The organism is Xanthomonas sp. PPL134 (genome assembly GCF_040595915.1).
Classification (GTDB): Bacteria; Pseudomonadota; Gammaproteobacteria; order Xanthomonadales; family Xanthomonadaceae; genus Xanthomonas_A; species Xanthomonas_A indica.
The window spans coordinates 103,514-119,863 of sequence record NZ_JAMDLL010000008.1 but is presented as its reverse complement, the minus strand read 5'-3'; the positions used below and the strand labels follow the sequence as shown (position 1 = coordinate 119,863).

Sequence of the window (16,350 nt, the reverse complement as noted above, 5' to 3'; positions counted from 1 at the left end):
CAATGGCACAGACCAAGCGACAGAAAGCGATCCGTGCTGCCGTGCAGCCGGGCAAGGCGTATTCGATCGACGAAGCGCTGAAGATCGTCAAGACCACCAGCAAGGCCAAGTTCGTCGAAGCCGTCGACGTGGCCGTGCGCCTGGGCGTGGATGCCAAGAAGTCCGACCAGCAGGTGCGCGGTTCCACCGTGCTGCCGGCCGGTACCGGCAAGAGCGTGCGCGTGGCGGTGTTCGCCCCCGCCGGCGCCAAGGCTGACGAAGCGCTGGCCGCCGGTGCCGACGCCGTCGGCATGGACGACCTGGCCGAGAAGATGCAGGGCGGCGACCTGAACTACGACGTGGTCATCGCCACCCCGGACGCGATGCGCGTCGTCGGTAAGCTGGGCACCCTGCTGGGCCCGCGCGGCCTGATGCCGAACCCCAAGGTCGGCACCGTGTCCGCCAACCCGGCCGAAGCGGTCAAGAACGCCAAGTCGGGTCAGGTGCGCTACCGCACCGACAAGGCCGGCATCATCCACTGCACCATCGGCAAGGCCAGCTTCGAAGACGATGCGCTGAAGAGCAACCTGCAGGCGCTGCTGCTGGACCTGGTCAAGGCCAAGCCGGCGACCTCGAAGGGCACCTACCTGCAGAAGATCTCGGTGAGCTCGACCATGGGTCCGGGCGTCACCATCGATCAGGCTTCGCTGTCCCTGAAGTAATCGCAAGACGGCGCCGCCCGCGAGGTGCGGCGCCGGTTTCACCCTTTTGAAGGCGTCGCCCGGGGCAACCCGACGCGAAGCCGTCAAAGACCGCAGGCGCGGTCTGCGCATACCGACGACGGGCACGGAAGCTCGAAATGGCAAGGAGTCGCCGTCGGCACAGCGGGATCGCTTAATCAGCCCCTTGGGGCCAGCCGGCGTAGATGGTGCCGCCTTTCTGGAGTTTTTCTGGTGCAGGCCAGCCCGGTGTCCCGGGCGCGCTCACTCCAGGTCTGGAACGGCCACCAACTGGGATGCCATGCGGCATCCCCGGCATCCAGGAAGGAGGCCGCCCAGGACCGCAAGCGGCAGGAGCCGCGAGCGGAGTAAGTTTGAAGCAGGGATTCAAGATTCGAGATTGGGGATTGGCAAGAGCGGCGTTGCGGCTCCTGACGAATCCCGAATCACCAATCCCAACTCCCGGCTTTAACGGAGGAGTGCAATGGCTCTCAATCTGTCCCAGAAGCAAGAAGTCGTCGCCGAACTGGCCGACGTCGCCGCGAAGGCCCACTCCTTGGTTGCTGCCGAGTACGCCGGCATCACGGTCTCGCAAATGACCGCGATGCGCAAGAAGGCGCGCGAAACCGGTGTGTACTTGCGTGTTGTCAAGAACACCCTGGCCGCGCGTGCCGTTGCCGGTACCGAATACGAGTGCGTCCAGGACGCGCTGGTCGGTCCGCTGCTGTATGCGTTCTCGACGGAAGAACCCGGCGCTGCCGGTCGTCTGATCAAGGAATTCGCCAAGGGTAACGACAAGCTGCAGGCCAAGGTCGTGTCGCTGGGTGGTCAGCTGTATCCGGCCGCTCATCTCGAGGTGTTGGCGTCGCTGCCGACCCGCGAGCAGGCGCTGGCCATGCTGGCACGCGTGCTGGCCGAGCCGGCGAGCATGTTCGCCCGTGCGGTCAAGGCCGTGGGCGACAAGCAGGGTGGCGGCGACGCCGCTCCCGCCGACGCCGAAGCGGAAGCCCCGGCCGAAACGGCTTAAGTTCGCGACACCTGAAACGGTTCACTAGAACCTCATCCAGAAAAAATTCCAAAGGTAATCACAATGTCCCTGTCTAACGAGCAGATCGTCGACGCAATCGCCGAAAAGACCCTCATGGAAGTGATGGAGCTGGTCAAGGCCATCGAAGACAAGTTCGGCGTTTCCGCCGCCGCCCCGGTCGCCGCTGCCGGTCCGGCCGTGGCCGCCGCCCCGGTCGAAGAGCAGACCGAGTTCAACGTCATCCTGGTCGACGCCGGCGCCAAGAAGGTCGACGTCATCAAGGCTGTCCGCGCCATCACCGGCCTGGGCCTGAAGGAAGCCAAGGACCTCACCGAGGCCGGCGGCGTGCTGAAGGAAGCCGTGTCGAAGGAAGACGCCGACAAGTTCAAGAAGGACCTGGAAGCCGCTGGCGCGAAGGTCGAAGTCAAGTAAGCAGTCCCTTGCATCGCCAGCCGTTCAAGGCGATGCACTGAAGGCTGGGGGCGAAAGCCCCCGGCCTTTGGCCGTTTCAGGCGGGAACCGGGAATCGGGAATGGAGAATCGGAACAGCCACGCTACGTGCGCTCCACGATTCCCCTTTCTCCATTCCCCATTCCCCGTTTCACCACCGAGTTGGTAGTTGGAAGTAGCGGGAGAAGGCGTGCTGGTGCCGGCAATACCAGCGACTTCCAACTGACAATTTATGTTCACTCAGGGCCGCGGACGCGCGGCCCGCATCAGCCAAGGTGATACCTCATGACGTCTTATTCGTTCACCGAAAAGAAGCGTATCCGCAAGGACTTCGGCAAGCAGCGCTCGATCCTCGAAGTGCCGTTCCTGCTTGCCATCCAGGTGGATTCCTACCGCGAGTTCCTGCAGGAGAACACCGACCCGAACAAGCGTTCGGACCACGGCCTGCACGCGGCCCTGAAATCGGTGTTCCCGATCTCCAGCTACAGCGGCAACGCGGCGCTGGAGTACGTCGGCTACAAGCTCGGCGAACCGGTGTTCGACGAGCGTGAATGCCGCCAGCGCGGCATGAGCTACGGCGCGCCGCTGCGCGTGACCGTGCGCCTGGTGATCTACGACCGCGAGTCCTCGACCAAGGCGATCAAGTACGTCAAGGAGCAGGAGGTCTACCTCGGCGAAATCCCGCTGATGACCGACAACGGCACCTTCATCGTCAACGGCACCGAACGCGTCATCGTCTCGCAGCTGCACCGCTCGCCGGGCGTGTTCTTCGACCACGACCGCGGCAAGACCCACAGCTCGGGCAAGCTGCTGTACAGCGCCCGCATCATTCCGTACCGCGGCTCCTGGCTGGACTTCGAGTTCGACCCGAAGGACGCGCTGTTCACCCGTATCGACCGCCGCCGCAAGCTGCCGGTGTCGATCCTGCTGCGCGCGCTCGGCTACTCGAACGAGGAGATGCTCTCGGAGTTCTTCGAGATCAACACCTTCCACATCGACCCGAAGGAAGGCGTGCAGCTGGAGCTGGTGCCCGAGCGCCTGCGCGGTGAGACCCTGAACTTCGACCTGGCCGACGGCGACAAGGTCATCGTCGAAGCCGGCAAGCGCATCACCGCGCGCCACGTCAAGCAGCTCGAGGCCTCCGGCATCGCCGCGCTGGCCGTGCCCGACGAGTACCTGGTCGGCCGCATCCTGTCGCACGACGTGGTCGATGCCTCGACCGGCGAACTGCTGGCCAGCGCCAACGACGAGATCAGCGAAGATCAGCTGACCGCGTTCCGCAAGGCCGGCGTCGACGCCGTGGGCACGCTGTGGGTCAACGACCTGGATCGCGGTCCGTACCTGTCCAACACCCTGCGCATTGATCCGACCAAGACCCAGCTCGAGGCGCTGGTTGAGATCTACCGCATGATGCGTCCGGGCGAGCCGCCGACCAAGGACGCCGCGCAGAACCTGTTCCACAACCTGTTCTTCACCTTCGAGCGCTACGACCTGTCCACGGTCGGCCGCATGAAGTTCAACCGTCGTGTCGGCCGCAAGGAAGTCACCGGCGAGTCGGTGCTGTACGACAAGAAGTACTTCGGCGAGCGCAACGACGAGGAGTCCAAGCGCCTGGTCGCCGAGCACGGCGACAGCTCCGACATCCTGGACGTGATCAAGGTCCTGACCGAGATCCGCAACGGCCGCGGCGTGGTCGACGACATCGACCACCTGGGCAACCGTCGCGTGCGCTCGGTCGGCGAAATGGCCGAGAACGTGTTCCGCGTGGGCCTGGTCCGCGTCGAGCGCGCGGTCAAGGAGCGCCTGTCGATGGCCGAGTCCGAAGGCCTGACCCCGCAGGAACTGATCAACGCCAAGCCGGTGGCCGCCGCGATCAAGGAGTTCTTCGGCTCCTCGCAGCTGTCGCAGTTCATGGACCAGAACAACCCGCTGTCGGAAGTGACGCACAAGCGTCGCGTCTCCGCGCTGGGCCCGGGCGGCCTGACCCGCGAGCGCGCCGGCTTCGAAGTGCGCGACGTGCATCCGACCCACTACGGCCGCGTCTGCACCATCGAAACCCCGGAAGGCCCGAACATCGGCCTGATCAACTCGCTGGCGGTGTATGCCCGCACCAACCAGTACGGCTTCCTGGAGACGCCGTACCGTAAGGTCGTGGACGGCCAGATCACCGACCAGGTCGAGTACCTGTCGGCGATCGAAGAGAACGAGTACGTCATCGCCCAGGCCAACGCGCTGCACGATGCCAAGAGCCGCCTGACCGAGCAGTTCGTGCCGTGCCGCTACCAGGGCGAGTCGCTGCTGAAGCCGCCGGCGGAAGTGCACTTCATGGACGTGTCGCCGATGCAGACCGTGTCGATCGCGGCCGCACTGGTGCCGTTCCTGGAGCACGACGACGCCAACCGCGCGCTGATGGGCGCGAACATGCAGCGCCAGGCCGTGCCGACGCTGCGTGCGCAGAAGCCGCTGGTCGGTACCGGCATCGAGCGCGCCGTGGCGCGCGACTCGGGCGTGACCGTGAACGCCCGCCGTGGCGGCGTGATCGAGCAGATCGACGCCGGCCGCATCGTGGTCAAGGTCAACGAGGCCGAGATCGGCGGCGGCACCGACGCCGGCGTCGACATCTACAACCTGATCAAGTACACCCGCTCCAACCAGAACACCTGCATCAACCAGCGTCCGCTGGTGAACGTGGGCGACGTGATCGCGCGCGGCGACGTGCTGGCCGACGGCCCCTCGACCGACATCGGCGAGCTGGCCCTGGGCCAGAACATGCTGATCGCGTTCATGCCGTGGAACGGCTACAACTTCGAAGACTCCATCCTGCTTTCCGAGCGCGTGGTGGAAGAGGATCGCTACACCACGATCCACATCGAAGAGCTGACCTGCGTGGCGCGCGACACCAAGCTGGGGCCGGAGGAAATCTCCGCCGACATCCCCAACGTGTCCGAGCAGGCGCTGAACCGTCTGGACGAGAGCGGCGTGGTGTACATCGGTGCGGAAGTGCGCGCCGGCGACATCATGGTCGGCAAGGTCACGCCGAAGGGCGAGAGCCAGCTGACCCCGGAAGAGAAGCTGCTGCGCGCGATCTTCGGCGAGAAGGCCTCGGACGTGAAGGACAGCTCGCTGCGCGTGCCGCCGGGCATGGACGGCACCGTCATCGACGTGCAGGTGTTCACCCGCGACGGCATCGAGAAGGACAAGCGCGCCCGCCAGATCGAGGAAAACGAGATCAAGCGGGTCAAGAAGGACTTCGACGACCAGTTCCGCATCCTGGAAAGCGCGATCTATGCGCGTCTGCGTGGCCAGCTGATCGGCAAGGTCGCCAACGGCGGTCCGAACCTGAAGAAGGGCGACACCATCAGCGACGCCTACCTGGACGGCCTGAAGAAGTCCGACTGGTTCGCGCTGCGCATGAAGGACGAGGACGCCTCCGAGGCGATCGAACGCGCGCAGAAGCAGATCCAGGCGCACGAGAAGGAGTTCGAGCGTCGCTTCGCCGACAAGCGCGGCAAGATCACCGCCGGCGACGACCTCGCCCCGGGCGTGCTGAAGATGGTCAAGGTGTTCCTGGCGGTGAAGCGCCGCATCCAGCCCGGCGACAAGATGGCCGGTCGCCACGGCAACAAGGGTGTCGTGTCGATGATCCAGCCGATCGAGGACATGCCGTACATGGCCAACGGCGAGACCGTGGACATCGTGCTGAACCCGCTGGGCGTGCCGTCGCGTATGAACATCGGCCAGGTGCTGGAAGTGCACCTGGGCTGGGCCGCCAAGGGCCTGGGTCGCAAGATCCAGAACATGCTCGAGGCCCAGGCCAAGGTCGCCGACCTGCGCAAGTTCCTGGCGCAGATCTACAACCACGACCAGAAGCTGGGCGAGGACCGCGTGGATCTGGACCAGTTCAGCGACGCGGAGCTGCTGGCGCTGTCGAAGAACCTGACCGACGGCGTGCCGATGGCCACCCCGGTGTTCGATGGTGCCACCGAGGCCGAGATCAAGCACATGCTCGAACTTGCCGACCTGCCGATCAGCGGCCAGACCCAGCTGTACGACGGCCGCACCGGCGAGGCGTTCGATCGCCACACCACGGTCGGCTACATGCACATGCTGAAGCTGAACCACCTGGTCGACGACAAGATGCACGCGCGCTCCACCGGCCCGTACTCGCTGGTCACCCAGCAGCCGCTGGGCGGCAAGGCGCAGTTCGGCGGCCAGCGCTTCGGCGAAATGGAAGTCTGGGCGCTGGAAGCCTACGGCGCGGCCTACACCCTGCAGGAAATGCTGACGGTGAAGTCCGACGACGTGCAGGGCCGCAACCAGATGTACAAGAACATCGTCGACGGCGAGCACGAGATGGTCGCCGGCATGCCGGAGTCCTTCAACGTGCTGGTGAAGGAAATCCGCTCGCTGGCGATCAACATGGAACTGGAAGACTGAGGGCAGGGAATGAGGAGTCGGGACTAGGAAACCGCCCGGGCGCGTGCCGACAGGCCGCCGGCGTTTCCTGACCCGACTCCCCGCTTCCAACGATTCCCTATTCGCTATTCCCGATTCCCGGAGAAATCAAATGAAAGACCTGCTCAACCTCTTCAACCAGCAGCGCCAGACGCTGGACTTCGACGCGATCAAGATCGCGCTGGCCTCGCCGGACCTGATCCGTTCGTGGTCCTTCGGCGAAGTGAAGAAGCCGGAAACCATCAACTACCGTACCTTCAAGCCGGAGCGTGACGGCCTGTTCTGCGCCGCCATCTTTGGCCCGATCAAGGACTACGAGTGCCTGTGCGGCAAGTACAAGCGCATGAAGCACCGCGGCGTGGTCTGCGAGAAGTGCGGCACCGAAGTGACCCTGGCCAAGGTGCGTCGCGAGCGCATGGGCCACATCGACCTGGCCTCGCCGGTCGCGCACATCTGGTTCCTGAAGTCGCTGCCGTCGCGCATCGGCCTGATGCTGGACATGACCCTGCGCGACATCGAGCGCGTGCTGTACTTCGAAGCCTACGTGGTGACCGAGCCGGGCCTGACCGCGCTCGAGCGCCGCCAGTTGCTGACCGAAGAGCAGTACCTGACCGCGCGCCAGGAGCACGGCGACGACTTCGACGCCGCCATGGGCGCCGAGGCGGTGTACGAGCTGCTGCGCACCATCGACCTGCAGTCGGAAATGACCCGCCTGCGCGAAGAGATCGCCGGCACCGGGTCGGAAACCAAGCTCAAGCGCCTGACCAAGCGCATCAAGCTGATCGAAGCCTTCATCGAGTCCGGCAACCGTCCGGAGTGGATGGTGATGACCGTGCTGCCGGTGCTGCCGCCGGATCTGCGTCCGCTGGTGCCGCTGGACGGCGGCCGCTTCGCGACCTCCGATCTGAACGACCTGTACCGCCGCGTCATCAACCGCAACAACCGCCTGCGCCGCCTGCTCGAGCTGAACGCGCCGGACATCATCGTGCGCAACGAAAAGCGCATGCTGCAGGAATCGGTCGATGCGCTGCTGGACAACGGCCGCCGCGGCCGTGCCATCACCGGCACCAACAAGCGCCCGCTGAAGTCGCTGGCCGACATGATCAAGGGCAAGCAGGGCCGGTTCCGCCAGAACCTGCTCGGCAAGCGCGTGGACTACTCCGGCCGTTCGGTGATCGTGGTCGGCCCGACCCTGCGCCTGCACGAGTGCGGCCTGCCGAAGAAGATGGCGCTGGAGCTGTTCAAGCCGTTTGTGTTCGCCAAGCTGCAGCGTCGCGGCCTGGCCACCACCATCAAGGCCGCCAAGAAGCTGGTCGAGCGCGAAGAAGCCGAGGTCTGGGACATCCTGGAAGAGGTGATCCGCGAGCACCCGGTGCTGCTGAACCGTGCGCCGACCCTGCACCGTCTGGGCATCCAGGCGTTCGAGCCGGTGCTGATCGAAGGCAAGGCGATCCAGCTGCACCCGCTGGTCTGCACCGCGTTCAACGCCGACTTCGACGGTGACCAGATGGCCGTGCACGTGCCGCTGTCGCTGGAAGCGCAGCTGGAAGCGCGCGCGCTGATGATGTCCACCAACAACATCCTGTCGCCGGCCAACGGCGAGCCGATCATCGTGCCGTCGCAGGACGTGGTGCTGGGTCTGTACTACATGACCCGCGCGCTGGAGAACAAGAAGGGCGAGGGCATGGTCTTCGCCAACATCGCCGAAGTGAAGCGCGCCTACGACAACCGTGCGGTCGAACTGCACGCCAAGGTCAAGGTCCGCATCACCGAGACGGTGATCGACGAGGACGGCAACCGCACCAAGAAGGCCTCGATCGTGGACACCACGATCGGGCGCGCGCTGCTGGCCGAAATCCTGCCGGAAGGCCTGCCGTTCGCGCTGGCCAACACCGAGCTGACCAAGAAGAACATCAGCCGCCTGATCAACTCCAGCTACCGTCAGCTGGGTCTGAAGGACAGCGTGGTGTTCGCCGACAAGCTGATGTACACCGGCTTCGCCTACGCCACCCGCGCCGGCGTGTCGATCGGCATCGACGACATGCTGATCCCGTCGGAGAAGAAGGGCATCCTCGGCGAAGCCGAGCAGGAAGTGCTGGAAATCCAGGAGCAGTACCAGTCCGGCCTGGTCACCGCCGGCGAGCGCTACAACAAGGTCGTGGACATCTGGTCGCGTACCAACGAGCGCATCGCCAAGGCGATGATGGACACCATCGGCACCGAAAAGGTGGTCAACGCCAAGGGCGAGACCATCGACCAGAAGTCGATGAACTCGCTGTACATCATGGCCGACTCCGGTGCGCGTGGTTCGCAGGCGCAGATCCGTCAGCTGGCCGGCATGCGTGGCCTGATGGCCCGCCCGGACGGCTCGATCATCGAGACGCCGATCAAGGCGAACTTCCGCGAAGGCCTGAACGTGCAGGAGTACTTCAACTCCACCCACGGTGCCCGTAAGGGTCTGGCCGATACCGCGCTGAAGACCGCCAACTCCGGTTACCTGACCCGTCGCCTGGTCGACGTGGCGCAGGACGTGGTGATCACCGAGCCGGATTGCGGCACCACCGACGGCCTGACCATGACCCCGATCGTGGAAGGCGGCGACGTGGTCGAGCCGTTGCGCGACCGCGTGCTCGGCCGCGTGGTGGCCGAGGACGTGTTCCTGCCGGGCAACGACGAGGATCCGATCGTCACCCGCAACACCCTGCTCGACGAGCAGTGGGTGGCCAAGCTGGAAGAGGCCGGCGTGCAGTCGGTCAAGGTCCGCTCGACCATCACCTGCGAGTCGGCGTTCGGCGTGTGCGCGCGCTGCTACGGCCGCGACCTGGCCCGTGGCCACTTGGTCAACATCGGCGAAGCGGTCGGCGTCATCGCCGCGCAGTCGATCGGCGAGCCGGGTACCCAGCTGACCATGCGTACCTTCCACATCGGCGGCGCGGCCTCGCGTGCGGCGGCGGTGGACAACATCACGGTCAAGACCACCGGTTCGATCAAGTTCAACAACCTCAAGTCGGTCGAGCACGCCAACGGCTCGCTGGTGGCGGTGTCGCGTTCGGGCGAACTGTCGGTGCTCGACGGCCACGGCCGCGAGCGCGAGCGCTACAAGCTGCCGTACGGCGCCACCATCACCGCCAAGGACGGTGATGCGGTCAAGGCCGGCCAGTCGGTGGCGAACTGGGATCCGCACAACCACCCGATCGTGTCGGAAGTGGCCGGTTTCATCCGCTTCATCGACTTCATCGACGGCGTCACCGTCATCGAGAAGACCGACGAACTGACCGGCCTGGCCTCGCGCGAGATCACCGATCCGAAGCGTCGCGGCACCCAGGCCAAGGACCTGCGCCCGATCGTGCGCATCGTCGACGCCAAGGGGAACGACCTGACCATCCCGGGCACCGATCTGCCGGCGCAGTACCTGCTGCCGCCGCGCTCGATCGTCAACCTGCAGGACGGCGCGCCGGTCGGCGTGGGCGACGTGGTCGCCAAGATCCCGCAGGAAGCGTCCAAGACCCGCGACATCACCGGTGGTCTGCCGCGCGTGGCCGACCTGTTCGAAGCGCGCAAGCCGAAGGATCCGGCGATCCTGGCCGAGCGTTCGGGCATCATCAGCTTCGGCAAGGACACCAAGGGCAAGCAGCGCCTGATCATCAAGGACACCGACGGGTCGGAGCACGAAGAGCTGATCCCGAAGTACCGCCAGATCATCGTGTTCGAAGGCGAGCACGTGGCCAAGGGCGAAACCGTGGTGGACGGCGAGCCGAGCCCGCAGGACATCCTGCGCCTGCTGGGCGTCGAGCCGCTGGCCGCGTACCTGGTCAAGGAAATCCAGGACGTGTACCGCCTGCAGGGCGTGAAGATCAACGACAAGCACATCGAGGTCATCACCCGGCAGATGCTGCGCAAGGTCGAGATCACCGACCAGGGCAACAGCAAGTTCCTCAACGGCGAGCAGGCCGAGCGCCAGCGCGTCATCGAGGAGAACGCCCGCCTGGTGACCCGCAACGAACTGCCGGCCAAGTACGAGCCGGTGCTGCTGGGCATCACCAAGGCCTCGCTGGCGACCGAGTCGTTCATCTCGGCCGCGTCGTTCCAGGAGACCACCCGCGTCCTCACCGAGGCGGCGGTCCGCGGCACCAGCGACACGCTGCGCGGCCTGAAGGAAAACGTGATCGTGGGTCGCCTGATCCCGGCCGGTACCGGCCTGGCGTACCACAACACGCGCCGCCGCAATGCCAGCGGCCTGACCGAGTCGGAGATGCAGACCCTGTCCGGCGGTAGCGCCGAGCCGGCGGTCGAGACCTCCGCACCGGCGGCTGCCGGCAGCGAAGAGTAAGCAGTAAGCGGACCGGCCCCGCCCGCGGGGCCGGTCTACCAAGCGAAAGGGGGCGCAGCGGAAGCGCCCCGTATTCCGGCCCCGGATGGGCCAGCAAGTAAAAATTCCGTTGAGTTGACGGCGCTTTGACTTGCCCGCTATACTTTCCTGTCTCGGCAGGCCGTCCTTCGGCCTGCCTTCGTTTTCACGCATCCAGGCCCGACGGCCTCAATCAGAAGAATCCACTGATGGCGACGATCAACCAGCTGGTCCGCAAGCCGCGGCAGGCGACCACCTACAAGAGCGCCTCTCCGGCGCTGGACAAGTGCCCGCAGCGCCGTGGCGTCTGCACGCGCGTGTACACCACCACCCCGAAGAAGCCGAACTCGGCCCTGCGCAAGGTCGCCAAGGTGCGCCTGACCAACCAGGAAGAGGTCATCAGCTACATCGGCGGCGAAGGCCACAACCTGCAGGAGCACTCCGTGGTCCTGATCCGCGGCGGCCGCGTCAAGGATCTGCCGGGCGTGCGCTACCACACCGTGCGCGGTTCGCTCGACGCCGCCGGCGTCGCCAAGCGTCGCCAGGGTCGTTCCAAGTACGGCGCCAAGCGCCCGAAGAGCTAAGGGAAAGTACACATGTCTCGTAAAGGTAATACGCCGCAGCGCGCCGTTCTCCCGGATCCCAAGCACGGGAGCGAAACCATCGCCCGCTTCATCAACATGGTGATGCTGAGCGGCAAGAAGTCGGTCGCCGAAAAGATCGTGTACGGCGCGATGGACGTGATCGGCGAGAAGAACCCCAACGCCATCGAGCTGGTGCAGAAGGCGCTGGACAACGTCGCTCCGGCGGTCGAGGTCAAGTCGCGCCGCGTCGGCGGTGCCACCTACCAAGTGCCGGTCGAGGTGCGTTCCTCCCGTCGCATGGCGCTGGCGATGCGCTGGCTGATCGACTCGGCGCGCAAGCGCGGCGAGAACTCGATGCCGCGCAAGCTCGCGGCCGAGCTGGTCGATGCCTCGGAAAACCGTGGCGGCGCCATCAAGAAGCGCGAAGAAACTCACCGCATGGCGGAAGCGAACAAGGCGTTCGCGCACTACCGCTGGTGACCTTCCGGGCCTTGGAAACGGGGCCCGCTGGCACCATCTGAGTGCCGCTAGCCGCGCCGTTGCGCGCGGCACAAATCCGAAGGCCGCCGCAAGGCGGCGTTCGGCCATCCGAAATCCAAGAAATTTGAGAGGCTCCCTGTGGCCCGTACCACTCCCATCGAGCGTTACCGCAACTTCGGCATCATGGCCCACATCGATGCCGGCAAGACCACCACCTCCGAACGCATCCTGTTCTACACCGGCGTCAGCCACAAGATCGGCGAGGTGCATGACGGTGCCGCGACGATGGACTGGATGGAGCAGGAGCAGGAGCGTGGCATCACGATCACCTCCGCGGCCACCACCGCGTTCTGGACCGGCATGGACAAGTCCATGCCGCAGCACCGCTTCAACATCATCGACACCCCCGGGCACGTGGACTTCACCATCGAAGTCGAGCGCTCGCTGCGCGTGCTCGATGGCGCGGTGTTCGTGCTGTGCGCGGTCGGCGGCGTGCAGCCGCAGTCCGAGACCGTGTGGCGTCAGGCCAACAAGTACGCGGTGCCGCGTCTGGCGTTCGTCAACAAGATGGACCGCACCGGCGCCAACTTCGACAAGGTCGTCGAGCAGCTGAAGGCCCGCCTGGGCGCCTACCCGGTGCCGATGCAGGTGCCGATCGGCGCCGAAGACGGCTTCGAGGGTGTGGTCGACCTGGTCAAGATGAAGGCGATCCACTGGGATACCGCCTCGCAGGGCACCGTGTTCGAATACCGCGACATCCCCGCGCACCTGGTCGACAAGGCCACCGACGCGCGCGCGTTCATGGTCGAGGCCGCGGCCGAAGCCAACGAAGACCTGATGGACAAGTACCTCAACGAGGGCGACCTGTCCGAGGCCGAGATCCTGGGCGGTCTGCGCGAGCGCACCCTGAAGGTGGAAGTGGTGCCGGTGTACTGCGGTACCGCGTTCAAGAACAAGGGCGTGCAGGCCATGCTCGACGGCGTGATCCAGCTGCTGCCGTCGCCCAGCGACCGTCCGCCGGTCAAGGGCATCGACGAAGACGAGAAGGAAGACAGCCGTCCGGCCACCGACAACGCCCCGTTCTCGGCGCTGGCGTTCAAGATCATGACCGACCCGTTCGTCGGTTCGCTGACCTTCTTCCGCGTCTACTCCGGCACGCTGAACTCCGGCGACCAGGTGTACAACCCGGTCAAGTCGAAGAAGGAGCGCGTGGGCCGCATCCTGCAGATGCACTCCAACAACCGCGAAGAGATCAAGGAAGTGCGCGCGGGCGACATCGCCGCGGCGGTGGGCCTGAAGGACGTCACCACCGGCGACACGCTGTGCGCGCAGGACCACATCATCACCCTGGAGCGCATGGTGTTCCCGGAGCCGGTGATCTCGATGGCGGTCGAGCCGAAGACCAAGTCGGACCAGGAAAAGATGGGCATCGCGCTGAGCCGTCTGGCGCAGGAAGATCCCTCGTTCCGCGTCAACACCGACGAAGAGTCCGGCCAGACCATCATCCGCGGCATGGGCGAGCTGCACCTGGAAATCATCGTCGACCGCATGAAGCGCGAGTTCAACGTCGAAGCCAACGTCGGCAAGCCGCAGGTGGCCTACCGCGAGACCATCCGCAAGGCGGTCAAGCAGGAAGGCAAGTTCGTGCGTCAGTCCGGCGGTAAGGGCCAGTACGGTCACGTCGTGCTCGAGATCGAGCCGCAGGAGCGTGGCCAGGGCTACACCTTCGAGAACGCGATCGTCGGCGGCGTGGTGCCGAAGGAATACATCCCGGCGGTGGACAAGGGCATCCAGGAAGCGGTGGCCAACGGCGTGATGGCCGGCTACCCGATCGTGGACGTCAAGGTGCGCCTGATCGACGGTTCGTACCACGACGTCGACTCGTCGGAAATGGCGTTCAAGATCGCCGGCTCGATGGGCTTCAAGGAAGGCTTCAACAAGGCCAACCCGGTGCTGCTGGAGCCGATCATGAAGGTCGAGATCGTCACCCCGGAGGATTACCTGGGCGACGTGATGGGCGACGTGAGCCGTCGTCGCGGCATCCTGCAGGGCCAGGACGACAGCCCGTCGGGCAAGGTGATCAACGCGATGGTGCCGCTGGGCGAAATGTTCGGCTACGCCACCACGCTGCGCTCGATGTCGCAGGGTCGCGCCACGTTCTCGATGGAGTTCGACCACTACGCCGAAGCGCCGGCCAACATCGCCGACTCGGTCATCAAGAAGAACTGAGATTAGAGCGACGGGATGCGTGCCGCGGACCAGGTCCGCGCCGCATCCCGCTCTCTCGTCCCCCAATACGAATCACGAGGTAGAGAAGACATGGCAAAGGGTAAGTTCGAGCGCACCAAGCCGCACGTCAACGTCGGCACCATCGGTCACGTCGACCACGGCAAGACCACGCTGACCGCGGCGCTGACCAAGATCGGCGCAGAGCGCTTCGGCGGCGAGTTCAAGGCGTACGACGCGATCGACGCGGCGCCGGAAGAGAAGGCGCGCGGCATCACGATCTCGACCGCCCACGTGGAATACGAATCTCCGACGCGCCACTACGCGCACGTGGATTGCCCGGGTCACGCGGACTACGTCAAGAACATGATCACCGGTGCGGCGCAGATGGACGGCGCGATCCTGGTGTGCTCGGCCGCTGACGGCCCGATGCCGCAGACCCGCGAGCACATCCTGCTGTCGCGTCAGGTCGGCGTGCCGCACATCGTGGTGTTCCTGAACAAGGCCGACATGGTCGACGACGCCGAGCTGCTCGAGCTGGTCGAGATGGAAGTGCGCGAGCTGCTGAGCAAGTACGACTTCCCGGGTGACGACACCCCGATCATCCACGGTTCGGCCCGTCTGGCGCTGGAAGGCGACCAGAGCGAGATCGGCGTGCCGGCGATCCTGAAGCTGGTGGACGCGCTGGACTCGTTCATCCCGGAGCCGCAGCGCGACGTGGACAAGCCGTTCCTGATGCCGGTGGAAGACGTGTTCTCGATCTCGGGCCGCGGCACCGTGGTGACCGGCCGTATCGAGCGCGGCGTGATCAAGGTGGGCGACGAAATCGAAATCGTCGGCATCCGTGCCACGCAGAAGACCACCGTGACCGGCGTGGAAATGTTCCGCAAGCTGCTGGACCAGGGCCAGGCGGGCGACAACGCGGGCCTGCTGCTGCGCGGCACCAAGCGTGACGACGTGGAGCGTGGCCAGGTGCTGTGCAAGCCGGGTTCGATCAAGCCGCACACCGACTTCGAAGCCGAAGTGTACGTGCTGTCGAAGGACGAGGGCGGCCGTCACACCCCGTTCTTCAAGGGCTACCGTCCGCAGTTCTACTTCCGCACCACCGACATCACCGGTGCGGTGCAGCTGCCGGAAGGCGTGGAAATGGTGATGCCGGGCGACAACGTCAAGATGGTGGTGACGCTGATCAACCCGGTGGCGATGGACGAAGGCCTGCGCTTCGCGATCCGCGAAGGCGGCCGTACCGTCGGCGCCGGCGTGGTGGCCAAGATCATCAAGTAATGCCCTCCGGCGGCACAGCCGCCGGTTGAATCGCCAGCGACTGCGGTCGCCGGCATCCCGAAGGGTCGGCGCAAGCCGACCCTTCGTCGTTTCCGGCATCGGCGCAGGCGCTGCCACGCTTCACGCGCTTTTCTCGTCCAGGGTGTTGCGGCCAGGCAGGGTGGTCGCTATAATGCGCGGCTCGGCGTTCCTGGGTAGGGCGCCGGTAAGACAGCGAAAAGAGAGGCAGGACGCCGCTCGTGTTCGCAGGACCGGGAAGGTCGCGTCGCATGGAGCACTCAACAACCCTGGGTTGTTGACGATGCTCTAGCTGCGCATTATACTTTTCCGTCTGGGCAGGCCGGGTCGACTGGTCTGCCCCAGTTTTTGGGGCGGAGGAATGCCCCCGCCGAGCCGGATGCTCTGCGGTACGACATCAGGAAACAACCGGGGCAGGTATCCCAGAGGCCTTGCCCGTCGCTCTTTTAACGAAGGAACCCACCGTCATGGCGGACCAAAAGATCCGGATTCGGCTGAAGGCGTTCGATCATCGTTTGATCGACCGTTCGGCCAGCGAGATCGTCGAGACGGCCAAGCGGACCGGCGCGCAAGTGCGTGGCCCGATCCCGCTGCCGACCAAGATCGAACGCTACACCATCCTCGTTTCCCCGCACGTCGACAAGGACGCGCGCGACCAGTACGAGACCCGCACGCACAAGCGCGTGCTCGACATCGTCGACCCCAACGACAAGACCGTGGACGCGCTGATGAAGCTCGAACTCGCGGCTGGCGTCGATGTCCAGATCAAGTTGACCTGAG

General features: G+C 65.3%; 10 protein-coding genes. All 10 read left to right on the top strand.

Annotated features, from left to right (window positions below):
* The first annotated feature begins 2 nt into the window (after nucleotides 1–2).
* Entirely contained in the window at nucleotides 3–701 is a 699-nt protein-coding gene (rplA, locus tag M3U25_RS14920; protein ID WP_017908392.1) for a 50S ribosomal protein L1, read from the top strand.
* Nucleotides 702–1,182: 481 nt separating this feature from the next.
* Nucleotides 1,183–1,725: a 50S ribosomal protein L10 gene (rplJ, locus tag M3U25_RS14915; protein WP_010341340.1), complete on the top strand. Its 543-nt coding sequence runs from the start codon at nucleotides 1,183–1,185 to the stop codon at nucleotides 1,723–1,725.
* Between the two features lie 63 nt (nucleotides 1,726–1,788).
* Nucleotides 1,789–2,157, top strand: a complete 369-nt coding sequence (rplL, locus tag M3U25_RS14910) for a 50S ribosomal protein L7/L12 (protein ID WP_019797548.1) — start codon at nucleotides 1,789–1,791, stop codon at nucleotides 2,155–2,157.
* 303 nt (nucleotides 2,158–2,460) lie between these two features.
* Nucleotides 2,461–6,612, top strand: a complete 4,152-nt coding sequence (rpoB, locus tag M3U25_RS14905) for a DNA-directed RNA polymerase subunit beta (RefSeq protein ID WP_355500690.1) — start codon at nucleotides 2,461–2,463, stop codon at nucleotides 6,610–6,612.
* 130 nt (nucleotides 6,613–6,742) lie between these two features.
* Nucleotides 6,743–10,960, top strand: coding sequence for a DNA-directed RNA polymerase subunit beta' (gene rpoC / locus M3U25_RS14900; RefSeq protein WP_184502855.1), 4,218 nt, complete (start codon nucleotides 6,743–6,745; stop codon nucleotides 10,958–10,960).
* A gap of 227 nt (nucleotides 10,961–11,187) precedes the next feature.
* The gene (gene rpsL / locus M3U25_RS14895; RefSeq protein ID WP_003469157.1) at nucleotides 11,188–11,562 is read left to right on the top strand and encodes a 30S ribosomal protein S12; all 375 of its coding nucleotides are present in this window, start codon (nucleotides 11,188–11,190) and stop codon (nucleotides 11,560–11,562) included.
* Nucleotides 11,563–11,574: 12 nt separating this feature from the next.
* Nucleotides 11,575–12,042 (top strand): 30S ribosomal protein S7, encoded by a 468-nt coding sequence (gene rpsG / locus M3U25_RS14890; protein WP_010341334.1) that lies wholly within the window; start codon nucleotides 11,575–11,577, stop codon nucleotides 12,040–12,042.
* 138 nt (nucleotides 12,043–12,180) lie between these two features.
* Nucleotides 12,181–14,271, top strand: coding sequence for an elongation factor G (fusA, locus tag M3U25_RS14885; protein ID WP_184502856.1), 2,091 nt, complete (start codon nucleotides 12,181–12,183; stop codon nucleotides 14,269–14,271).
* A gap of 90 nt (nucleotides 14,272–14,361) precedes the next feature.
* Nucleotides 14,362–15,552: an elongation factor Tu gene (gene tuf, locus M3U25_RS14880; RefSeq protein WP_242081676.1), complete on the top strand. Its 1,191-nt coding sequence runs from the start codon at nucleotides 14,362–14,364 to the stop codon at nucleotides 15,550–15,552.
* Between the two features lie 485 nt (nucleotides 15,553–16,037).
* Nucleotides 16,038–16,349 carry a 30S ribosomal protein S10 gene (gene rpsJ, locus M3U25_RS14875; protein WP_010341589.1) on the top strand — a complete coding sequence of 104 codons (312 nt, stop codon included), beginning with the start codon at nucleotides 16,038–16,040 and terminating at the stop codon, nucleotides 16,347–16,349.
* Nucleotide 16,350 lies beyond the last annotated feature (1 nt).